Annotated in this window: 24 protein-coding genes; 14 read left to right on the forward strand and 10 right to left on the reverse strand. The window is 40.0% G+C overall.

Annotated elements, in window-relative coordinates; translation table 11 throughout:
• Positions 1-5: 5 nt before the first annotated feature.
• Both J536_RS07695 and J536_RS07700 read left to right on the forward strand, forming a co-directional pair.
• The gene (locus J536_RS07695; RefSeq protein WP_032013090.1) at positions 6-1160 is read left to right on the forward strand and encodes a pyridoxal phosphate-dependent aminotransferase; all 1155 of its coding nucleotides are present in this window, start codon (positions 6-8) and stop codon (positions 1158-1160) included.
• Between the two features lie 106 nt (positions 1161-1266).
• On the forward strand, positions 1267-2634 hold the full coding sequence (locus J536_RS07700; protein WP_017387596.1) for an MATE family efflux transporter: 1368 nt from the start codon (positions 1267-1269) through the stop codon (positions 2632-2634).
• Positions 2635-2691: 57 nt separating this feature from the next.
• On the opposite strand, the gene J536_RS07705 is transcribed toward J536_RS07700, so the two are convergent.
• Entirely contained in the window at positions 2692-3525 is an 834-nt protein-coding gene (locus J536_RS07705; RefSeq protein ID WP_002121857.1) for an SDR family NAD(P)-dependent oxidoreductase, read from the reverse strand.
• Positions 3526-3735: 210 nt separating this feature from the next.
• Here J536_RS07705 and J536_RS07710 point away from each other — a divergent pair, with 210 nt between their 5' ends.
• From J536_RS07710 to phoR, 3 genes are all read left to right on the forward strand, one after another.
• Complete coding sequence (locus J536_RS07710; RefSeq protein WP_000224580.1) at positions 3736-4407, forward strand: TetR/AcrR family transcriptional regulator; 672 nt, start codon at positions 3736-3738, stop codon at positions 4405-4407.
• A 253-nt stretch (positions 4408-4660) separates the two neighbouring features.
• A complete protein-coding gene (phoB, locus tag J536_RS07715; RefSeq protein ID WP_000650776.1) occupies positions 4661-5371 on the forward strand; it encodes a phosphate regulon transcriptional regulator PhoB in 711 nt (236 codons plus the stop codon).
• A 9-nt stretch (positions 5372-5380) separates the two neighbouring features.
• Entirely contained in the window at positions 5381-6739 is a 1359-nt protein-coding gene (phoR, locus tag J536_RS07720) for a phosphate regulon sensor histidine kinase PhoR (protein WP_002121907.1), read from the forward strand.
• 67 nt (positions 6740-6806) lie between these two features.
• On the opposite strand, the gene J536_RS07725 is transcribed toward phoR, so the two are convergent.
• From J536_RS07725 to pncB, 6 genes are all read right to left on the reverse strand, one after another.
• The gene (locus tag J536_RS07725; RefSeq protein WP_032013091.1) at positions 6807-8003 is read right to left on the reverse strand and encodes an alpha/beta fold hydrolase; all 1197 of its coding nucleotides are present in this window, start codon (positions 8001-8003) and stop codon (positions 6807-6809) included.
• Between the two features lie 39 nt (positions 8004-8042).
• A complete protein-coding gene (locus J536_RS07730; protein ID WP_032013092.1) occupies positions 8043-8462 on the reverse strand; it encodes a hypothetical protein in 420 nt (139 codons plus the stop codon).
• A gap of 130 nt (positions 8463-8592) precedes the next feature.
• Positions 8593-9813 (reverse strand): acetamidase/formamidase family protein, encoded by a 1221-nt coding sequence (locus J536_RS07735; protein WP_032013283.1) that lies wholly within the window; start codon positions 9811-9813, stop codon positions 8593-8595.
• A 430-nt stretch (positions 9814-10243) separates the two neighbouring features.
• The gene (asd, locus tag J536_RS07740) at positions 10244-11095 is read right to left on the reverse strand and encodes an archaetidylserine decarboxylase (protein ID WP_014207963.1); all 852 of its coding nucleotides are present in this window, start codon (positions 11093-11095) and stop codon (positions 10244-10246) included.
• Positions 11092-11940, reverse strand: coding sequence for a sulfurtransferase (locus J536_RS07745; RefSeq protein ID WP_025464157.1), 849 nt, complete (start codon positions 11938-11940; stop codon positions 11092-11094). The genes asd and J536_RS07745 overlap by 4 nt, the downstream gene beginning before the upstream one ends.
• 148 nt (positions 11941-12088) lie before the next feature.
• Positions 12089-13303 (reverse strand): nicotinate phosphoribosyltransferase, encoded by a 1215-nt coding sequence (pncB, locus tag J536_RS07750; RefSeq protein WP_017398994.1) that lies wholly within the window; start codon positions 13301-13303, stop codon positions 12089-12091.
• Between the two features lie 168 nt (positions 13304-13471).
• Between pncB and dtd the strand changes: the two genes are divergently transcribed.
• Positions 13472-13915 (forward strand): D-aminoacyl-tRNA deacylase, encoded by a 444-nt coding sequence (gene dtd, locus J536_RS07755; RefSeq protein WP_005804375.1) that lies wholly within the window; start codon positions 13472-13474, stop codon positions 13913-13915.
• Positions 13916-13959: 44 nt separating this feature from the next.
• On the opposite strand, the gene J536_RS07760 is transcribed toward dtd, so the two are convergent.
• On the reverse strand, positions 13960-14439 hold the full coding sequence (locus tag J536_RS07760) for a hypothetical protein (protein WP_002119134.1): 480 nt from the start codon (positions 14437-14439) through the stop codon (positions 13960-13962).
• Between the two features lie 251 nt (positions 14440-14690).
• A complete protein-coding gene (gene aciT / locus J536_RS07765; RefSeq protein WP_002119105.1) occupies positions 14691-15026 on the reverse strand; it encodes a ciprofloxacin tolerance protein AciT in 336 nt (111 codons plus the stop codon).
• 113 nt (positions 15027-15139) lie between these two features.
• On the opposite strand from aciT, the gene J536_RS26440 reads away from it, so the two are divergent.
• Complete coding sequence (locus tag J536_RS26440) at positions 15140-15412, forward strand: hypothetical protein (RefSeq protein ID WP_016803107.1); 273 nt, start codon at positions 15140-15142, stop codon at positions 15410-15412.
• Between the two features lie 23 nt (positions 15413-15435).
• Here the strand turns inward: J536_RS26440 and serB are convergent, their stop codons facing one another.
• Positions 15436-16659 (reverse strand): phosphoserine phosphatase SerB, encoded by a 1224-nt coding sequence (gene serB / locus J536_RS07770; protein ID WP_005804373.1) that lies wholly within the window; start codon positions 16657-16659, stop codon positions 15436-15438.
• A 59-nt stretch (positions 16660-16718) separates the two neighbouring features.
• Here serB and J536_RS07775 point away from each other — a divergent pair, with 59 nt between their 5' ends.
• From J536_RS07775 to glmU, 7 genes are all read left to right on the forward strand, one after another.
• Positions 16719-18026 (forward strand): hypothetical protein, encoded by a 1308-nt coding sequence (locus tag J536_RS07775; protein ID WP_078210162.1) that lies wholly within the window; start codon positions 16719-16721, stop codon positions 18024-18026.
• A gap of 240 nt (positions 18027-18266) precedes the next feature.
• On the forward strand, positions 18267-19388 hold the full coding sequence (ribBA, locus tag J536_RS07780) for a bifunctional 3,4-dihydroxy-2-butanone-4-phosphate synthase/GTP cyclohydrolase II (RefSeq protein ID WP_002119278.1): 1122 nt from the start codon (positions 18267-18269) through the stop codon (positions 19386-19388).
• Between the two features lie 11 nt (positions 19389-19399).
• Positions 19400-19870 carry a 6,7-dimethyl-8-ribityllumazine synthase gene (gene ribE, locus J536_RS07785; RefSeq protein WP_002119264.1) on the forward strand — a complete coding sequence of 157 codons (471 nt, stop codon included), beginning with the start codon at positions 19400-19402 and terminating at the stop codon, positions 19868-19870.
• Positions 19871-19873: 3 nt separating this feature from the next.
• Positions 19874-20323, forward strand: coding sequence for a transcription antitermination factor NusB (nusB, locus tag J536_RS07790; RefSeq protein WP_002119137.1), 450 nt, complete (start codon positions 19874-19876; stop codon positions 20321-20323).
• A 16-nt stretch (positions 20324-20339) separates the two neighbouring features.
• Positions 20340-21257 carry a thiamine-phosphate kinase gene (gene thiL / locus J536_RS07795; RefSeq protein ID WP_005804371.1) on the forward strand — a complete coding sequence of 306 codons (918 nt, stop codon included), beginning with the start codon at positions 20340-20342 and terminating at the stop codon, positions 21255-21257.
• Positions 21235-21768: a phosphatidylglycerophosphatase A gene (locus tag J536_RS07800; protein WP_005804370.1), complete on the forward strand. Its 534-nt coding sequence runs from the start codon at positions 21235-21237 to the stop codon at positions 21766-21768. Before thiL ends, J536_RS07800 begins: the two co-directional genes overlap by 23 nt.
• Before the next feature lie 8 nt (positions 21769-21776).
• Positions 21777-23141 carry a bifunctional UDP-N-acetylglucosamine diphosphorylase/glucosamine-1-phosphate N-acetyltransferase GlmU gene (gene glmU, locus J536_RS07805; RefSeq protein WP_005804369.1) on the forward strand — a complete coding sequence of 455 codons (1365 nt, stop codon included), beginning with the start codon at positions 21777-21779 and terminating at the stop codon, positions 23139-23141.
• The last annotated feature ends 11 nt before the right edge of the window (positions 23142-23152 follow it).

The following is a 23152-nucleotide window of genomic DNA, read 5'->3' on the forward strand; positions in this document are numbered from 1 at the left end:
ACAATATGCTTCAGCTACAGTCAAAATTGGCCACTCAAGGCGTGACTATTTTTAGTACCATGACGGCACTGGCACATCGTCTAGGTGCACTCAACCTGTCACAAGGATTTCCAGATTTTCCGGCGCCACAAGCCTTACTTGAAGCCTTATCTCAAGCGACTTTAGCTGGACATAATCAGTACCCGCCTGGCGATGGTATTCTCGGTTTACGGGAGCAACTCGCTTTACAATTTCAGCAACGTGATCAAATTCAACTTGATCCGGTTACTCAAATCACGATTACTCCTGGCGCAACCATTGCAATTTTTTGTGCCATACAAGCCTGCATCAATGCAGGTGATGAAGTCATTATTTTTGACCCAAGTTATGATAGCTATGGCCCTTCTGTCGAGTTAGCAGGCGGCAAAGCGGTTCATATTGCCCTGCAAGCACCTGACTTTAAGGTGAACTGGCAACAAGTTAAAGATTTGATTAATGACAAAACCCGTATGATTGTGGTGAATACGCCCCATAATCCAACCGGTACGATCTGGGCAAAACAAGACTGGTTAGAACTCATTGAACTGATTCAAGATAAAAATATTCTGGTTTTATCCGATGAGGTCTATGAACACTTAGTTTTTGATGGTCAACAACACTTTAGCGCATTGCATTTTCCAGAGCTCAGAGAGCGTAGTTTTGTGATTGGTTCTTTTGGAAAAACCTTTCATGTGACGGGATGGAAAACGGGTTACTGCGTCGCTTCACCTGAGCTGATGCGTTTATTCCGCCAGATTTATCAATATGCGAATTTCTGTGGTACGACCCCTTGTCAGATTGCTCTAGCGCAATATATGGAGCAACATCCAGAACATATTCAAGAGCTTTCTCAGTTTTACCAAACGAAAAGAGATCGATTTAATCAGGCAATTCTCAATAGTCGTTTTTTACTTAAACCTTCTCAAGGTACTTATTTCCAAAATCTTGATTATAGTCAAATTCGTCCCGACTTAAACGATGTGGAAATGTGCCAGTTTCTTGCCGAGCAACACAAGATTGTGGCAATTCCAGTTTCGGTTTTCTACCAGCAAGCGCCTGAGTCTTTACGCTTGATTCGATTCTGCTTTGCTAAAAATGATGAGACTCTGCAAAAAGCAGGAGAAATTCTGAATCAATGTTAATAAATTTAGCCACTTAGCACTGTAAAAATACTACAAGTCATTCACTCCAAATATGCTAAGTTGAATATCCGCCCAACTCAACAAAGAGATGGGCGATGGAGAATACATGCCACCAAGACAGTCCTTAATTCAACAGCAAAATCTATGGAAAACATTTTTTGTTTTCTTGCTACCCTTGATTGCAACCAATATTTTGCAGAACTTGTCGGGAACTATTAACACCATCTTTGTTGGTCAAATGATGGGAGTAGATGCAATTGCGGCAGTTTCTGTATATTTCCCTATCTTATTTTTGCTACTCGCTTTTATTATTGGGATTTCAACGGGTACTACTGTTTTAGTAGGGCAAGCATGGGGTGCGCAAAATATAGAGAAAGTCCAAAGTGTGGTCGGTTCTACCCTGTTTATGACCATCATTGGTGGAATTATTACCGCGATTCTTGGTGTGTTTTTCGCCCATGATATTTTGGAGCTTTTAGGTACAGATCCCAAGGTAATGCATCTTGCTTTGCCTTATGTACAATGGATGTTGGCGGGTAGTCCACTTCTGTTCGTTTATATTATCTATACCTCAATTTTACGTGGTGTGGGAGACAGTACGACCCCTTTACTGGCTCTAGCTTTAACCAGTGTCATCGGTGTAATTATTACACCAATTCTTCTCAAAGGTTATTTTGGCTTTCCTGCCCTAGGGATTATTGCTCCTGCTATAGCATCAATTATTAGTTATATCGCAATATTAATTTTTCTCGCGATTTATCTTAACAAGAAAAATCATTCACTTCGGCCGAATCGTCAACTTCTGCAACATATCCGTCATAATCCAGAACTAAGCAAAATTATTTTACGCTTAGGCGTCCCAACGGGTATTCAAATGATTACGACCTCAATGGCGGGTTTAGTTATTGTTGGGTTGGTTAACCATTATGGTTCACATGCTACAGCAGCGTATGGTGCAGTGAATCAGGTACTCAACTACATTCAGTTTCCAGCGATTTCGATCTCCATAGCAGCCTCAATTTTTGCAGCGCAAGCGATTGGTGCGGGTAAATCAGATCTATTAGCGCGAGTAACCCGTACGGCTCTGGGAATGAACTTTTTATTTACAGGTGCCTTAATTGCACTTGGTTATCTATTTTCAAAATATTTAATGGCTTTGTTTATTACCGACCCAACTGTGGTGGTGTTAGGTCAACAGCTTTTATTTATTGTACTTTGGGCGATTTTATTCTTTGGCGCAGGTGCCATTTTTGCCTCTATCATGCGTGCGAGCGGCACCGTGACTGTTCCAATGCTGATTAATATCTCTGCCATTTTATTTATTGAAATTCCATGCGCTTACTGGTTTAGCTCAATGTGGGGACTTAAAGGCATTTGGGTTGCCTATGCCTTGGCATTTGTGAGTTTATGTATTATTCAAGGCTTGTATTATCAATTTATCTGGAAGAAAAAGACGATCAAAGTTCTTATTTAGAACCATCCAAGCCACATAAAAAAAGCCATCATTTGATGGCTTTTTTTAATTTAAATCTTATTTCATCCATTTGGTCACAACGGTTGAAGCGCGTTGATATCCTGTTGGGAACAAACGCTGTAATGCATCAAGAAATTTTGCATCACTACCAATCAATAAACGGCGTTTATTTTTCAAAACGGCATCCAAGATTTGACGAGCCGCTTCTTCTGGTGGGGTACGTAAGAACTTATCAAAGTTTTGAATCGATTTAGCTGGGTCCATACCTAAAGTACTCAAGCTATCACTCATTTTTGCAGCTTTAGCAATATTGGTGCGAATTCCCCCTGGATGTACGCACAAAGAACTCACGCCACTTTTTTCAATATCTAACTCTTGGCGTAATGATTCGGTAAAGCCACGCACAGCAAATTTGGTTGCATTATAGCCAGACTGTGTAGGTTGGGCAGTCAGACCAAATAAGCTCGAGATGTTAATAATGTGTCCATCTTGAGTTTGCTTAATGAACGGTAAAAATTCTTTAGTACCGTATACGACGCCCCAGAAATTAATCCCAACAATCCACTCTAAATCTTCATAGGTCGCGCCTTCGACAGTCGAACCTAACGCAACGCCAGCATTGTTAAAAATCAGGTTAACAGAACCGTGATCTTGTACTGTTTCTTGCGCCCACTGCTTTACCGCTTCACGGTCAGACACATCAAGCTTTTTAGTGGTAACAGTAATATTGCTGTAAGGCTTTAAAAGCTCGACAGTTTGTTGTAATCCTTTTTCATTAATATCACTCAACGAAAGATGGCAACCCTGTTTTGCCAAAAGAATTGCTAACTGTTGCCCAATGCCAGAACCCGCGCCCGTAATTGCAGCGACTTTGTTTTTAAAATTTTTCATTGTCCATCCTTTGTTTTTCGATTTGCACAATCGGTTCATTGCATGTGCACTTTAGACACCTTCAATATAATTTTGACAATACACATTGTCAATATAGTACACTGTAATTTCAGATAGAATGGCACAATTCTGCTGAGGGCTTTATCATAGTGAGCATATTTGGCCAAAACCTATAAATTAGGAAACCATTCTTTAGGAAAAAATTTATTTATGGCGACTAACGACTCAACCAGTAAAAAGAAAACAAAAAGTGTGAGTAAAGAACGTCAGTTCAAAGGGTTATCTCTATCTGAACGTAAAGAAGCACGCCGCGAAAAACTGATTGAAGCGGGTATTGCAACCTACGGAACCCTTGGTTTTTTTTCAGTGACGGTAAAAGATGTCTGCCAAGAAGCTAAACTCACCGAACGTTATTTTTATGAATCATTTAAAAAGAGTGAAGATTTATTCCAAACCATCTTTTTAAAAATGATTGAAGAATTACAGCAAAATCTGATGCAAGCCGTGATTAAAGCTGCACCCGATCCAGAAAAAATGGTCGATGCGGGTTTGAGAGCGCTGCTGACAACATTAAAAGATGACCCGAGATTAGCTCGTATTGTCTATGTCGATGCAGTTCTGGTGCAAGAATTACATAATCAGGCCACCATTCAAGAAACACTTGCGCAATTTGATCGCATGATTCAAGCCTTCGTTATGCTGACCATGCCCCAAATTCAACACCATGAAAATGAGCTCTCTTTAATCGCAACGGGTTTAAATGGATATGTCACTCAAATTGCAATTCGATGGGTGATGGGAGGGTTTGAGCAGTCTCTTGAGCAGGTTTTAACTGCGTGCCGTATCGTTTTCTTATCTTTATTAGCTCAAGTTTCAAAATAATATTAAAGTTTTTTGACAGCCAAAATGTGAAAAAATAGCTAAGCAATTAAGGTGATAACCTATTGAATGATTTTAGAAAGTTTGAGGCTTAGATGTCATAATTTGGTCATACCTTTGCCTTAGTTTTGTCACAAATTATTGCTAAATTCATTTTTATAGACTTTTCTGCAATGAAATTGTCATAATTAATCTTTGTAATAAGCCTGTCATAACTACAAAACGGTTCACCGTTAAATCTATAGGATATTGCGTTGTGAAAGATGACTATATTTTAATTGTCGATGATGAGCTTCCTATTCGTGAAATGATCCATACTTCTTTGGACATGGCAGGTTTTCAGTGTTTACAGGCAGAAGATGCCAAACAGGCTCATCAAATTATCGTCGACCAACGTCCGGCGCTTATCTTGCTTGATTGGATGTTACCTGGAGGTGTAAGTGGTGTCGATTTATGTCGCCGCTTAAAACGCGATGAGAATTTAGCAGAAATTCCAGTGATTATGCTGACCGCTCGCGGAGAAGAAGACCATAAAGTACAAGGTCTTGATGCGGGTGCAGATGATTACATGACGAAGCCTTTCTCAACACGTGAACTGGTTTCACGTATTAAGGCAGTTCTGCGCCGCGCGAATGCATTAAGTGGTGAAAAAACAATTGATGCCAATGGTTTAATTCTTGATCCTGTAAGCCAGCGTGTTAGCTTTGGTAACAGTATTTTAGATATGGGCCCAACTGAATATCGCTTACTTGCGTTTTTTATGACCCATCCAGAACGTGCCTATACGCGTGCCCAGTTGCTCGATCAGGTATGGGGCGGTAATGTATATATTGAAGACCGCACTATCGATGTGCATATCCGTCGTTTACGTAAAGTGTTAGAACCTTTTGGTGTTGACCGATTTGTTCAGACTGTACGTGGAACTGGCTACCGTTTCTCAACACGTGCAGATTTAGCCGCAGGTTAACCAAGATTTATGTATGAACCCTACCCCGTCCCTGAACAGGTACGTGAACAAAAGCTTTCTCGCTACAGTAGTTTATGGACGTTTGCCAAACAAGATTTACGGCTTTTATTATTTTTTCTAATTATTGCCGGTTTAGTCGGTTTCGGTATTGGGTATTTCTGGAGCTGTATTTTTATCGCCTTCGTGGTGTTTTTTACACTCCAGTTGCGTTCTTTATATCTGGTCAATGACTGGATTGCGAATAAACCTTATGACGTTCCTCCAAACCTTAACGGGATTTGGGGGGCATTGTTATTTAATGTTTACCGTGCTCAGCGTCAGGAACGAATTGTTCAGGCCGAAATGGTCGGTTTAATTGACCGGGCTCAGTCTTCATTAGTTGCTCTTGCTGAAGCGGTTGTACTCATTGATGACCAACATCAAATCGAGTGGTGGAACCCTGCTGCCGAACGTTTGTTAGGAATCAGTCCTCTCGACCGTGGCCGCAACTTATTAACCATTTTACGTCAGCCTACTTTTATTGAATATTTTAACAATATTGATCAGGCACCTGATGGGATTAAGCTGCATTCCAATTTTGATGATGACCGTTATGTACAGGTTAAGCTCACTCGATTTGGTGGAGAAAGTCGTTTATTGGTGGCTTACGATGTGACGCGTATGCACAACCTTGAGCAAATGCGTAAAGACTTTGTCGACAATATTTCGCATGAACTTCGTACCCCATTAACCGTGCTCAGTGGTTATATCGAAACCTTTACCGATCAGGAAGATATTAGCCCACGCTGGAAACGTGCATTTGACCAGATGCAATCACAAACCAAACGTATGAATGCGTTGGTCAATGATTTACTACTGTTATCAAATTTAGAAAATAATAAGAAAATCGCAAAAAACCAGATTATTGAAATGCCGAGCTTAATGAATCAATTGTTTGATGATGCTCAGGCCTACAATGCTGATTATGGACACACGCTCAATTTACATATTGATAGCCACTGTGACCTAATTGGTTCCGACATGGAAATTGCCAGCGCATTTAGTAATTTAATTACGAATGCTATCAAGTACACGCCAAAAGGTGGAACCATTACCATTGGCTGGCATGATGATGGCGAACATGCATACTTTAGTGTGCAAGACACAGGCATCGGAATTAACCCTAAACATTTGCCACGACTGACTGAACGCTTCTATCGTGTTGATAGCGACCGTAGTCGTCAAACAGGTGGTACAGGTTTAGGCTTAGCGATTGTAAAACATGTGCTGATGCAACACGGCGCTTATTTAGATGTGCAGTCTAAAGAAAACGAAGGATCAACATTTACCGCAGTTTTTCCAAAAGAAAGACTATATAACATGACCTAAAGTTGCCCTCTCACATTTAAAAAGCCGACTCATGAAAAGTCGGCTTTTTTGTATTATTTAAACCAATTTACTTAGAATTCGAGCAATACGATTTTGTCTGATTTTTCTCTATGACATTTAAAAAGTGAGTGGCAAAAGTATTACTTTGACGCAGTGCATCACGGTGATCGCCACCATCAATCGTTTGATAAATAGTTGGTTTTTTTAATTTACATAGCTGTTGGTAATAAGCAGATGTCCCTCTAGGGTCGACTAAATGATCTTTAGAGCCTTGAACAATCATTAACGGCACAGTCGGCACCATATTTTCAATGGACTGCTTTTTAAGATAAGCCAAAAGAGGTTTTAAGTCTGCGTTAGGGCGAAATATGCTAGAAGGAGACTTCTTCAAATCAGATTGAAGTTCAGATAAACAGCGACTACGTGCTTGAGTCAGCACAGTGTTCATTTCAGGACTTACCAGCTTTTCAGGAATGATGCTTGGATCTGCTGCTTGCGCACCCAATAATACAATCGGGAAGAAAGCTGCCACACTTGGTTCTGGGTTTGGATTACTCTGCACATATTCTGCGATGCCTTCATATTGATAGCCGCCTGGCGCAAGAGCGATTGCCCCTTTTAAATCTAATTCGGGAGCATCTTTTTGACCATAGGCAGACACTGCAATTGCTGCAGCCCCGCCTTGACTATGTCCCATCACCAACCACTGTTTATTAAAGCTCTTGGGCTTAAGCAAATGTAATGCCCGCACTGCATCGACCACCGTATGCAGTTGGCTCTTTGCATTCATATAGGGATGTGCGCCTAATGTGCCTAAGCCTTGATAGTCAGGCGCGACAACTGCATAGCCACGTGCAAGCCAACCATCTAAAGCTTTGGAAGCAACTTCTTGATATGAATGAACTGGCCCACCCACATAGTCGCCCGAAGGTGCACAAGTATCAGCAACTCCAGTCGTACCATGTGCCCAAGCCAGTATCGGCCAGCCATTTTTTGGCGGTGTTCCTTTTGGTAATAAAATAAAAGCCGATGCAACAATAGGTTCGCCCTGAATACCTCGACTACGATAATTGACCAACAAACGCTGATCTGCATGAGGAAACAAATCCGTCACAGTTTGCTGTTCTAGCGACAATATTGAACCCGGTTTTTCGCTCACAATTTGCTTACCCAAATCTGTAATTGGAGCAGCCATAGCAGAACCAGATGCCAAACAAATACTGCTAAATAAAATTTTTAAAAAAGAATTACTTTTTTTAATCAAGGGATTACTCCTCTACTTTCTAATCATTTCAAATTGAACTTATAAAAAATATGCCCCTATTGCATATAACGAACCCAACAAGAGGCAAATGAAAGAACTTATATACCAAAATAGATCACTATTCCCACTAAATCTAGCCTTTAACCACGGAAATGCCAAACCACGCAAAATAAATATGATGGCAACGAGAGAAATAATAATTTTTTCAACTGGCAAACTGATAAAGCTACTTGCTGCACAAAAAGCATAAAAAGAAAAAATACAAAGAATAAAACCAACCGAAATTGCCATAAAATTCGGATACCAATGCCCTCTTTCGGCCATCTGGACAATACTTTTACCAGCCCCTAAAAACCGAAAACCATTTGCTCCCCAGAACACACAAACAAAATGAAGTAATGCAGCACAGAATGTTAATAGTGCAGCAAGATATAGTAGAACGTTAGGAAGTGATTGCATTAGATTTTATACTAATCAATATATGTGAGATTTATTATACTTAATTATAAAATATATAAAACTTATAAATAGTTAAAATAAAATTAACTTGGTATTTAATATTTTAAATACCAAGCTCGGGTCATCTCAATTATTTACTCTCAAACTCTTTAAAATCAGCTTTTCTGATTTTTGCATGGATCCCTTTAGTTTTATCTACTACTTGTGAAACTTCAAAATCAGTTGCTGCGCTTAAATAGGCATACGCTGTCGCTTCATCAATACCGTATTCTTGGTTTAAGAAACGAATGGCTTCACGTGTAGATTTCTTCATCGCTTCATCAAGATCTTCATCAAGTCCCGGTGTAATCCAAAACTCAGCATTTTCAGCTAAAGGTTGTTTTAAATCTTTGCCCGGTGTTTTGTCCTTACCTGCTTTGAGTAAGGTAAATTTCAGCGTGGCGCGGGCTGAAGCTTCTAGTGCCGTTAATGCCACCTCTCCATCGCCTTGCGCGAAATGACTATCACCCGTATAGAATAATGCACCTTTAACCTGAACAGGATAATACGCAGTTGAACCTGCACCTAGTTCATTAATATCAATATTTCCGCCATACATTGCAGGTGGTACAGAGTGAACAGGCTCAGACGTATTGGCTGCTACTCCCATAATTCCCATAAAAGGATACAGCGGAAAACGTATTGATTTACCAGATTCTGTTTTTAATACACCTTCGTATTCACCTTGTGCATTTTTTTCAATTGGTGTGAAAATTGAGACATTTCCATAGCGTTCAGGATGCTCAGCCGATGCATTTTCTTGCTTTGCTTTTTTTGGAAACTCCCCCACTAAAGCACCTTTACCATGTCGATTTGAAATCACACCGTAAGGAACACGTGGCTCAACTTTAAGTACTTCAACTTTCAGAATATCACCAGGCTGTGCGCCTTCAATTGCAACAGGGCCTGTCACAATATGCGGCCCATCTTTATGAAAATCATGCTTTAAATTTGATTGCGTAATTATTTTTGCATCTTCCAAGATTTCATTAGATTTGACACCTTTCGATTGAAAGAACTTTTCAGCATTACGCCCTTGGTCTTCAAGCAAACCTTCATGAGAAACCGTATCAAATGTCACAACACTACCCGACGGAACAGTAAGCACGGGTTTAGCATCTCGATTTGGTAAATAGCCCCATGTAATGGTATTTAAAGTAGATGGAACATAATAATTACCTTTATATTCCCCAGTTTGAAGTTGAGTAGGCTGTTTTGAAATTTGATTTAAAACTTTAAAATCATTGGCATGGCTGAGTGAAATACAAAGTACAGATAAAACCGAAGCTGTCAGGCGTTTAACTTTTAACATGATTTCAGAACCTAAAAAAATATGAAAATTACAGTAAGGTCCTGAATAGTCAGCAAGCATTGTGCCAAGGCTAAAGTTGTGTAATATCTAAAAAGCGCCTCTTGCTTATAAAAAAATAAATAATTTTTTAGATTTAACAACTTATCTTCAAATAAAATTAAAACCTCGACTTAAGTCTAACTTAAATATTTCATTCTATTTTTATTTATTAATTTTTAATCATATTAATATTTTTGCTCTCTTCAGATACATATTTATAGACTAGCTTATATAACGTACTCATTTAGATCACTTAATAATAATTATTTTTCTATATAATATAAATCCAAACATAGTTATATATTTTAATTTTATATAGCTCAAATCAAAAAAATAAACCCTGAATAATTAAAGTCAGGGTTTACTTATTTTATAGTGGTTATATCGTTTACTAAACTGTATGTCCCATGCGCTCGCCCATTACAACTACAGACTCAGCTTTAAAACGTTGTTCCCATTCGATCTTATCTTTTTCAAATAAAATAACGGCTGTAGAACCCAAATAAAAACGTCCAAGCTCAGCACCTTTCTCTAGCTTTAACTGATGATGCTGTAATTCGATACGACCTGAAGGTTTTACCTTGCCTGTTGCCACAGTTTCAATACCAGCAACAATCATTGCCCCCACTAGAACAACAGCCATACGGCCAAGTTCAGTATCAAACAAACACACCATACGTTCATTACGAGCAAATAATCCCGGTACATTTTCAGCAGTGACCTGATTTACCGAAAATAGCTCGCCTGGCACATATAACGTTTCTGTTAAAGTACCTGCAAACGGCATATGAACACGGTGGTAATCGCGTGGTGATAAATAAACTGTCGCGAACTCACCATCTTGGAATGGCTGAGCAAGTTGTGGATCGCCAATTAATTTCTCTACAGAGAAACTTTGACCTTTTGCTTGAAAGACTTCACCCGCAGTAATTTTACCAATTTGGGAAATTGCGCCGTCCGCTGGTGACACAATGCTATCTGCATTTTCATCAATCAGACGTACACCTTCTTTTAATGCACGGGTAAAAAAGTCATTAAAAGATTTATATTTCAGTGCATTGCCTTGTTCAGCAATCGATAAATCAATCCCATACTTAGCTTTAAATGCATGAATAACAGCGTTTTTCACAACTGGATTTTCACTCGCAGCAACTTTACCTACCACACGGCTCAATTGATGCTGTGGTACAAGATTTTGTGCCTTAATAAATAATTCTTTTTTTAATCGAGATGTGAAACTCACGAGGGTGATTCTCCAGTAATAATAGGACTATCGAGGCGATTGCCCCATTCACTCCACGCACCATCATAGGCTTTTGCTTCCCAGCCCAAGAGTCTAGCCAGAATATAGGCCAAACCGGAACGATGATGTGACTGGCAGTACACGACTACAGGTTGTTGTAAATCGAACCCAAGTTGTTCAAGGCGCTGCCGCGTGCGTTCAAGCGGATGCAATTTTAGATGATTTTGACGATTAAGTGCAGTACTCCATTCAAAATGGAGAGCATTTGGAATGTGACCGCCGCGTCGCGCTGCTAAACGGACACCACTATATTCATCACTCGTTCGGCAATCCCACAGTTGCACACTTTCTTGTTCAACTTGTTTGCGTAGCTCTTCATAGTTCACACGGAACTGCGCAGCATGTGATAAATCAATTTGAATTAAGTCTGCAACAGGAGAAACTTTTTCGACTTCTGCTGTAGTGGGTAAGCCTGCACCTAACCATGCATGGATACCGCCGTTAATTAAACTGGTACGGGTAAATCCTAGGCAATGCAAATTCCAGATTAAACGTCCAGCCCATGCCCCGCCTTCATCGTCATACACTACGACATGATGATTAGGTGAAATATTCAATTTTTCAATAAGTGCTTGTAAACCCGCTTCATCCGGCAAAACACCAGTTGCTTCTTCATGCTGAGCCACTAACCATTTAGGCTGTAAATGAATGGCATGTGGAATATGGAGTTGTTCATAAACCGATGCACGGCTCAAATCTATAATGCGAATATATTCATTGCCTAAATAAGGCACTAATTCTTCTGCTTCTATTAATAAATCGAGTTTAAAATCAGGGAGTGTCATCGTCATGGTTTCTTTTTATACCAGCTTATTTTCAATCTTAGCATAAGCATATATCTAACAAACTCTGATTTTCTGCTACGCTTTAGCAAAAAATCAGATATCAGCATTCTCACTTTTAAAAATAAAAAATAGCGAGACTACTTTTTACTTAAACCGCTTCTTCAAGTTCTTCGATTTCAAAAACCTGACGTAAATAGGCCAAGAAAGTATCGTTGTCAGTCATGGTTTTACCCGGACTATCTGAGATTTTCGCAACTGACTGACCATTACACTCAACCAGTTTCAACACAATATTCAGCGGCTTTTGCCCCATGTCGTTGGTTAGGTTAGTTCCAATGCCAAAACTCACCTGGAAACGATCTTTAAAGTATTGATGCAATTCCCATGCCTTTGGCAAATTAAGGCCATCGCTAAAGGTCAGCATTTTGGTTTTGGTATCAATTTTTAATTTACGGTAATGTGCATACGCCTTATCGCCCCACTCATACGGGTCGCCACTGTCATGACGTAAACCATCAAAGAGTTTGGCAAAATACAGGTCAAAGTCGCGTAAGAAAGCATCCATCCCTACCACATCGGTTAGGGCAATTCCTAAATCTCCACGGTACTCTTGTACCCACGTTTCCAGAGCAGCTTTTTGGAAATCACGCAAACGTACATCAAGTGCCTGAAAAGCTTGTAGGAACTCATGTGCCATGGTCCCGATTGGTGTAATGTTAAGCTCTTTAGCCAGCAACACATTACTTGTACCACGGAACACATTTGGTACAGTTTTATGAAATGCCGCTACGACATGCTTTTGCCATGCAAAGCTATAACGACGGCGTGTACCAAAATCAGAAACTAAAAACGGGGGATCATTCGGCTGTTGAGATTTTTCATATTGCTGAATCAAATCGAGTTTGGCTTGTAAACGGCGTTCGCCTTCGGCCCAAACTTGGTCTGTTTTGATACGGCTAAAATACAACTCGTTTACAATGGCTAGGACAAAAATCTCGAACATCATCGCCTGAACCATCGGTCCTTCAATATGAATATCTAATCGGCCTTCTGCATCAATACTAGCCTGAATAAAACGACGTTTGAGTTGGAATAATTCTAAGTAATCGACAAAGTCGCTTTTAATAAATCGTAATTTTCTTAAATATTGTAGCTCGTCTTCTTTATATTTGAGATTACATAAATGGTCGAGTTGCTCGTTTAAGTCATCCAAAATATCCACTAATGGATAGACTGTATCTTCTAAGTTTCTGCAACGAAAATGATAGACACTATGTGTTTGCGGGAATTTATGTAGAACCACTTGTAGCATCGTAAATTTGTACAAGTCTGTATCTAGTAAAGAATGGATAATTGGAGACATAGTCAATGATTATTCGCTTGCTTCTTAGCATTAAAGCATATTTTTATGGATGAATTACGAGGTTTTATACCATTGTTGCAGTTCCATGAAATTTCCTTTTAAAAATCATTTAATTTAAATTCTGCTAAACTACGTTAATTCAATTAATTATAGAAATTTGCTTTAATTATGCGCGCTTTAATACAACGAGTTCTTGAAGCCAAAGTGGTTGTAGACGGTGAAACTACAGGCGAAATCCAACACGGCCTACTGGTGTTTTTAGGCATTGGCCGAGATGATACTTTGACTATTGGCCAAAAGCTTATTGATAAAATTTTGAAATATCGAATTTTTGATGATGAACAAGGCAAAATGGGCTGGAACGTGTCTCAAGCAAATGGTGGAATCTTGCTTGTGTCACAATTTACCTTGATGGCACAAACACAAAAAGGTCTGCGTCCAGACTTTGGCCCAGCAATGCCACCTAGCGACGCAAAAGCGTTATACGAACAATTGGTTGAATATACACATTCTCAATTTGAAAACGTTCAAACCGGAATTTTTGCTGCTGATATGAAAGTTCATTTGATTAATGATGGTCCGGTGACATTCAATCTAGAAGTCGAAGCATAGATATAAAAAAACTCCCAAAATGGGAGTTTTTTTATAGCTGGATATTAACGTCCAGTTTTCTCTTTAATAAAAGCACGTGCCTGACGTACTTTATCTTTTACTGGTTTTGGTAACTTAGGTGGAATGAGCTTAGCAACCTGGTTGAACCATACCAACAAGCTGAAGTCACCTTCCATTTTAATGCTGCCATCTTGCATACCCGTCATAAATGCTGTTGGGTCACCTTTGATCAAAGTTTTTACACCTTGCTCACTGTCTGCAAATTGCAAAATAAAATCAGCTTTTTCAGGTGCGCCTGCAACGGTATCAATCTGACCGTTATTAATAATGATCTGACGTGCAACACCTAAATCTGTACCGATCTGAATACGGAATGCGCGGTCATGAATCAGTTCAATAAACTTAGGGCTAGTACGCGCCAACTGCTTCATACGCAGCACTAAACCTGCTACCAACAAATCTAATGGGTCTGTACTGACATCAACAAGAGGTAACTTGACTACAGGTATGGAAGAAAGTTTCATGAACATTCACGCCTATTGTATTTTTATGAAAACTTTAGAGCAAAACTTAGCAAGGACATACCATTGCCTATGTTTTATGCATCAATTGATATTTTTTAGCTGGCAACGCAATCTAGATGAAACGTCAACAGACCCATCTATCGTAGCATAACTGGCTATTTTTTAATAAATGCTTTGTATAATAAAAATCACGTTTCGTAAATGAAAAAGGCATGCTGTGCATACCTTTTTACCGTTAGATAACAATTTAATTATCGGCTAGAACATTGCTGCTGATCATCTTCATATACTGGCGTGTGTTCTATATATTGGCGATTTGCCAATGCCTTTTGTGCTTGTTTATCCTCACGTAACAAAATAAATGTAACCATTACCATCGCTAGACTTAATGCAGTTAAATAACTATATGTGACTGGCATTTCAAAAGTGACTTGAACTCCAAAACGGACCACTTCCAATAGCCCCCAAAAGAACATCCCTGCAAGCATAAAACCAAGCCAACGACGGTAAGGAGAAAAGAAAACAGCAACAAGCGCGACAGCAATTAAGCTGAATCCGGCGATAGCGGCAAAATTCGCTGTTACCATAGAAACCTCCGTCTTAATGAAAACGTCTAAAAACATTCGGTCTTTAATACCCGACCTCATTCCAAAAACAACTTTAATTCATGATTTGTGTTGAAGCTTACGATGCATTATGGATGTTTTTTTTTAGAAAAAAAGACCCGTTTTTTCTTAATGCGACATACTTTGTCGCAACATTCTTTTGTCATTACATTTTTGCAAAATTCAAAAAGTTCGATTCCCTATATGGCATCAATTCTGGCGTGTCATTACAAAAAAATATGCTGTTTTTAAGGACCAAAATAAGTTTTTTTCAGATTTTTTTATTGCCTTTTTTCTGTGCAAAATTTTGTCATAACTTGCTTGTTTTTATGACTATTCTGCATAAAAAAAGCGCTACTCTGAAGTAGCGCTTAAAGCTTATCTATATAGGTTAAGCACGATTTAAATCTTTATCATGCATACCGAGTAAATAAAGCACACCATCTAAACCAACACTTGAAATCGCTTGATTTGCATTTTGGCGTACTAATGGTTTTGCACGATAAGCAACGCCTAAACCTGCAATCGCAAGCATCGGTAAATCGTTTGCACCATCGCCTACGGCCATCGCTTGCTCTAAAGAAATTCCCATCTTATTTGCAAGTTCGCGTAATAACTCAGCTTTACGGGCACCATCAACAATTGCACCTTTTACTTCGCCTGTTACGAAGCCGTCTTGCACATCTAAAATGTTAGCGTGAACTTCATCAATACCGAGTTTGCCTTGTAAATATTCAGCAAAATACTGGAATCCACCAGATAAAATTGCCGTTTTATAGCCAAGTGCTTTTAAAGTCGAGATAAGACGCTCTGCACCTTCGGTAATGGTTAAACGCTCTGCAATTTTAGGTAAAACAGCAGCATCAAGTCCTTTTAATAATGCAACACGTGCACGGAAGCTTTGCTGGAAATCAAGCTCACCTTGCATTGCTCTTTCAGTAATTTCAGCAACTTGTGCGCCTACCCCTGCTTCAATCGCCAACTCATCAATTACTTCTTGTTCAATTAGGGTTGAGTCCATATCAAAACACACTAAACGGCGGTTACGGCGATAAGCGTTATCTTCTTGAACAGCGACATCGATATTTAATTCGCTTGAAAGAAGTAAACATGCAGCACGCATGGCTTGTGCATCTAAAGTTGGGCCGCTACTTAGACCAAACTGTACACAGGCACGACGTGGGAATGCACTATCCTTTTCAAAGTCTACACGACCTGATAAACGCGTTACTGTTTCGATGTTAAAGCCTTGGCTAGACACAATTTTTGTAACTGCTTGTAAGTGTGCCGCAGTGAGTTCTGGAGCTAAAGCCGTGACGATATAACGAGTCCGACCACCTTCACTTACCCATTGATCGTATTCTGCGCCCGTGATTGGTTTAAAGCGCACTGTTAAGCCAATATCATGTGCTAAAATCAGAATCTCTTTCATTGCCAATGCGGTCGCAGTTTCATTATCAGAAGCGACCACAATGCCTAATGTAAGTTGATTATGAATAACAGCCTGACCTACATCCAGTATTTGCAATGAATGTACGGATAGTACTTGCATTAATCGGGTAAACTGGTTTGGTTGGTCCGGTCCTAAAAAGGATATAAGAATGATTTCTCGCATGAATTGACTCTAGTCTGAGTGACAACTATTGTAAGAATCATAATCGAATTTCAATATAATTGCCTTGGAAGTTTAACTTGATTGCGCCTAGACAAGGGCTATTTGCTAGCCTACTGATCGTTAGTTTTGCATTGCATACCTTTTTATTGGTCATTGCAACGACACACCAGCTTAATGAAAACCGTGCGAGTCAAGGTCAGCTCATGACCAGTCAGCTCGTTGCAGACAGCTTATCTGAGCTTGAACCTGCTAATACGGTGTCTTTAGCTCTGATTGCCAATCGCTATGCGACCAATCCAAGTGTTGCGTCTATTCGCATTCTTGATGCGAACAAACAGGTTCTAGCAACAAGCGGAATTTCAAAAACCCGCCAAGGCGAAATTTTTGCTCGTGATGCCCTTCAAAATGAAAAGAAAGTGGGATCTATCGAAGTTACGTTGATTCAGCCAAGTATTGGAGAAATTCTTCGTACTCAATGGCTTGCAATTTTAGCTTCTCTGTTTTTGCATGTTTTATTGTGGCTTGCCTATCGTGCGATTGCTCGTCCAACAAGAAGCGAATATTTGGCACGCATTAATGAAGAAAACCGCTTGAAGCATGAAATTCAGCAGTTAACTCAAGCATTGGCTCTAGAAAAACAAAATACGGTCACGTTGGTTGCACAAGCTCAGCAACAAGCGAAAGCGAAACCAGCAGTTCGCCAACAAGCTGAGAAAACTTCAGATTCAGCTGACCAACATACGTTGGCACTCAATATTCAGTTTTATGATCCTAAACAGTTATTAAGCAGTGTTAACCAATCGGTATCTGTTCCTTATTTCAAACTCTGCCAGCTCTTTTTAAACAAGAGTATTGAGTTATGCGTTAAGCATTATCAATTGAAGCTCACAGATATTGAAGTAGTAGATGAGTTTAATGCCGAAGGCGCGACACTTGCGATTTCAACCTCTCACACGCATGCCGTAGAATGTCTGCTTATGATTGGAACCGTATTCCAATTACTTTCAGATGTTTTATATAAACGTTACCGTGAAGATAAACGTTTTGCGCTGCAAACTCGTAGTGCAACGTGTAATGCTGTAGAAGCTATGCAAATCGATGCAAAAGAAGCTGCTCAACGTTTAGCACAGCATCTTCACGCTAAAGAGTCAGCTTTATATCTCGAAAATGAACAGCTCAAAGCAATTCAAGACAGCTACCAACTTGTTGCAATGCCAAACCCAAGCAATGTGATGACACGTCATGCATTTATGATCAATGGTATGAATGCAGAATGTGCTGAACTTGCTCAAAATATCCGGACTGAAATTTTAATGGGGAAAAAATCAATCCCACAAAATGATAGTCCAAGTAGTGCAGCTTCATAAAAAATTACTACGCGCATCAGAACCTAGCCTTTTGGCTAGGTTTTTTTTATTTAAATTCATGGCTTTTATTTAAAACCACTCCATTTTCTTATGATTTATTTGTATAAATAAATCTCGATCTATTCTTAGATGTCACAAATTTGGATAAATCAGAATCATAGGCAAAATTCTCTAAACAGCGTAAACTATGCAAAATTTATTAAATAGAAATTGTCTTACGACAAAAAAAGGTGAAAGCGAATGCCGCTGAGTCGTGTTGAAGATCTTGTCGCCGATATTCGTGCAGGCAAAATGGTTATCTTGATGGATGACGAAGATCGCGAAAATGAAGGTGATCTTGTCATTGCAGCAACGCATGTTCGTCCTGAAGATATTAACTTCATGATTACCCATGCACGTGGTCTAGTTTGCCTAACGCTAAGCCGTGAGCGCTGTAAACAGTTAAACCTTCCGTTGATGGTTGACCAAAACGGTGCTCAGCACAGTACAAACTTTACCTTATCAATTGAAGCCGCTGAAGGTATTACCACGGGTATTTCAGCAGCAGAGCGTGCACATACAATTCAAGCTGCTGTCGCAGCGCATGCAAAACCAACTGATATCGTACAGCCGGGTCATATTTTCCCGTTAATGGCACAACCAGGCGGTGTTTTACATCGTGCAGGCCATACCGAAGCAGGTTGTGATTTAGCCCGTTTAGCAGGTCTTGAACCAGCTTCTGTCATTTGTGAAATCATTAATGAAGATGGCACAATGGCACGCCGTGCAGATTTAGAAATTTTTGCTGAGAAGCATGGCTTAAAAATTGGTACAATTGCGGACTTGATTCACTACCGCATGACCAATGAGCAAACGGTTGAACGTCTGGATCAAAAAACCATTCAAACAGAATATGGTTCATTTGAACTTTATCGTTATCGTGAGATTGGTAACCCGGACATTCATTTGGCTTTAGTTAAAGGCGAGCCAAAAGAAGGTGTTACAACAGTACGTGTGCATGGTTTTAGTCCAATTCGCGATTTGCTTAAGCTGAATAAAGCTGATGGTGAACCTGCTTGGAATTTAGACCGTGCCCTACAGACGATTGCAGCGAGTGATCGCGGTGTTTTAGTCTGGATCGGACAAGATCATTTGCAAGACTTGGGACCAGCGTTGGATGATTTAAATAAGCCAAAACCGGTGAAATCCAATGCAGCACTTTCACATCAATATCAAACCATTGGTGTCGGTGCTCAAATTTTGCGTGATTTAGGTGTTGAAAAAATGAAGCTCCTTAGCTCACCATTACGTTTCAATGCCTTATCTGGCTTTAATTTAGAAGTAGTGGAATATGTCACTGCTGATCAAATCACAACGAAATAATCGAGGTTGCTATGGCAATTCGCCGTATTGAAGGTTTATTACATCTCGCAAGCGAAGGTCGTTATGCGATTTTAGTGGGTCGTTTCAACAGCTTTGTTGTTGAACACTTATTGGATGGTGCAATCGACACATTAAAACGTCATGGTGTAAATGAAGATAACATTACTGTTATTCACGCTCCTGGCGCATGGGAACTCCCGATTGTTGCTAAAAAATTAGCTACATCAAACCAGTTTGATGCCATTATCGCACTTGGCGCAGTGATTCGTGGTAGCACACCACACTTTGACTTCGTTGCCGGTGAATGTGCAAAAGGTTTAGGTGTAGTCGCGTTAGAAAGCAGCTTGCCTGTCATCAATGGTGTCTTAACTACTGATAGCATCGAGCAAGCCATCGAACGTTCAGGTACAAAAGCAGGAAACAAAGGTAGCGAAGCTGCATTGACTGCTATTGAAATGGTTAATTTATTAAAGGCAATTTAAAGCATGTCTCAAACACTGCAAGCCGCTTATGCAGCAAAACGTAAAGCACGTCGTTTTGCTGTACAAGGTATTTATGAGTGGCAAATGAGTCACAACCCTGTACATGAAATCGAAGCACGTACCCGTGCGGAAAATGCAATGCACAAGGTAGACTTAAACTACTATCACGAACTGTTAACACAAGTGATTGCACAGCACGAAGATCTTGATGCATTACTTATTCCGGTTCTTGACCGTGAACTTAGTGCACTTGATGGTGTAGAGCTAGCAACATTACGCTTGGGTGCTTACGAGTTACGTGATCATTTAGAAGTACCTTATCGTGTCGTTCTAGATGAAGCTATTGAACTCGCTAAACACTTTGGTGGAGCAGATAGCCATAAATACATTAATGGCGTTCTAGATCGTTTAAGTTCAACACTACGTAGTGCTGAAAAACAACAAGCAAACTAATAGGTTTGAAGTTGCTATGGCTGAGTTTTCTATTATTGACCAATACTTTAACAGACAATCTTACACAGATGTCACCTTGGGTATTGGAGATGACTCAGCCTTAATTACCCCTCCCGCAAACCAACAATTGGTGATCTGTGCAGATACACTGGTTGCTGGACGTCATTTTCCTCTTGATACTTCTGCCCATGCAATTGGCTGGAAAAGCGTAGCTGTTAATCTTTCAGATATTGCAGCAATGGGAACAAAACCGCATAGTATTTTACTGGCGCTCAGCCTACCTACAATTGATCATGAATGGCTTGAAGGATTCAGCCAGGGAATTTATGACTGCTGTAATCAATTTGGCGTTGCTCTTATTGGCGGAGATACGACTCAAGGCCCTCATCTCACTATTACTGTTACGGCCATGGGCTGGATTGAAACCGGACAAGCCGTGTTACGTTCAGGTGCCAAAGTCGGTGACTATGTTTGTGTGAGCGGTCAAGTGGGTGATGCCGCGTATGGTTTACAGCACCTAGGTCATCCATTACAAAAAAGACTGGACTACCCGACGCCACGTTGTCAGCTTGGACAACAGTTGAAGGGATTAGCTTCAAGTATGATTGATATTTCTGATGGATTAGCCCAAGATTTAGGCCATATTTTAAAAGCTTCAAAGGTCGGTGCCCGATTACTTTTAGAAAAGTTACCGATTGACTCAACACTACAAGCACTACCAGAACAACAGCGCTGGCAATATGCGCTAGCTGGTGGCGATGACTACGAATTATGTTTTACAATAACACCGCAAAATTATGAAAAACTTTTGCAAAAACAACTAGACATTAAGATTACAATGATCGGAGAGATCGTTGAGCAAACACAACTAACTTTTGAGCATTTGGGTTCAGATTACCCATTGCAAATTCATGGATACCAACACTTTGCATAAGCCACCGATTCATTTTAAGGACATGTCTTGGTTCAACCGCTGCATCGTTTTCTGTGGAGTTGGTTTCGGATCTGGTCTCGCACCTAAAGCTCCCGGTACTTTTGGCTCTGCCTTTGCCCTACTTTTCGTTCCAATCTGGTTATCACTTGGCTTTAACTTAAGCTTGATCGCTATCCTTATCATGTCCTTGGTAGGAATTTATATTTGTGGTCAAACTGCAAAAGTCCTTGATGTTCATGATGATGGGCGAATTGTTTGGGATGAATTTGCAGGACAATCAATTACTCTTCTGCCTTTAATCTTTTTTAATATAATGTCGTTACAATGGGCACTAATTGGTTTTTGCTTATTCCGCCTATTTGATGTTTGGAAACCTTGGCCAATCCGTGTTGCCGACCAGAAAGTTGCTGGTGGTTTCGGGATCATGCTAGACGACATCATTGCAGGGCTTTGGGCGGCACTCTGTATCATCATATTTATTACTTTCTGGGGCGTAACGCCATTTAAGTAGGTTTACTCATGTCAACTACCGTCATTATCCTTGCTGCAGGCAAAGGAACGCGAATGCGTTCACAACTACCTAAAGTATTGCAACCTTTAGCTTGTCGCCCGCTACTAGGACATGTCATTCAAACAGCAAAAAAAATACACGCAGAAAATATTATTACGATTTATGGACATGGTGGTGACCACGTCAAACAAACTTTTGCACAAGAAAAGATTCAATGGGTTGAACAAGCAGAACAACTAGGTACAGGTCATGCGGTACAAATGACTTTACCCGTACTCCCTAAAGACGGTATTTCATTAATTCTTTATGGTGATGTACCTTTAGTACGTCAAACAACGTTAGAGCAACTTGTTGAAGTTTCAAGTAAAACGGGCATTGGCATGATTACTTTACATGTCGACAACCCAACAGGTTATGGTCGTATCGTTCGTCAAGAAGGTAAGATTCAAGCGATTGTTGAACATAAAGATGCAACAGAAGCTCAGCGTCAGATTCAAGAAATCAACACAGGTATTTACTGTGTTAGCAATGCAAAACTTCATGAGTGGTTGCCTAAACTTTCAAACGAAAATGCGCAAGGCGAATATTATCTAACTGATATCGTAGCAATGGCTGTTGCAGATGGTCTAGAAATCGCATCTATTCAACCAGAACTCGCTTTTGAAGTTGAAGGCGTCAATGACCGCTTACAACTTGCTGCACTTGAACGTGAGTTCCAGCAACAGCAAGCAAAAGAGCTTATGCAACAAGGCGTAACTTTTGCAGACCCTGCACGCTTTGACTTACGCGGTTCTGTAAAAGTTGGACATGACGTTCGTATTGACGTCAATGTGATTATTGAAGGTGACTGTGAACTTGGCGATTTTGTAGAAATCGGGGCTGGTTGTATTTTAAAGAACACCAAAATTGCAGCCGGAACTAAAGTTCAAGCCTATAGCATTTTTGATGGCGCAGTTGTAGGCGAAAATGCTCAAATTGGACCATTTGCACGCTTACGCCCAGGCGCGAAATTGGCAAATGAAGTACATATCGGCAACTTTGTTGAAGTTAAAAATACAACGATTGGATTGGGTAGTAAAGCTAACCATTTCACCTATTTAGGTGATGCAGAAATTGGTGCTGAATCGAATATTGGGGCAGGTACGATTACTTGTAATTACGACGGTGCAAATAAACACAAAACCACTATTGGTGATGCCGTTTTTATCGGTTCTAATAGCTCGCTGGTTGCTCCGGTGACCATTGGGAGTGGCGCAACAGTTGGTGCTGGTTCTGTGATTACGAAAGATGTAGCCGAGCAAAGTCTCTCCTTTGAACGTGCACAACAAATTTCAAAAGCAAATTATCAACGTCCCCAAAAGGTTAAAAAATAAGAGGATTGAAG

Origin of the sequence: Acinetobacter sp. 809848, assembly GCF_000581275.1 — a bacterium.
GTDB lineage: Bacteria > Pseudomonadota > Gammaproteobacteria > Pseudomonadales > Moraxellaceae > Acinetobacter > Acinetobacter pittii.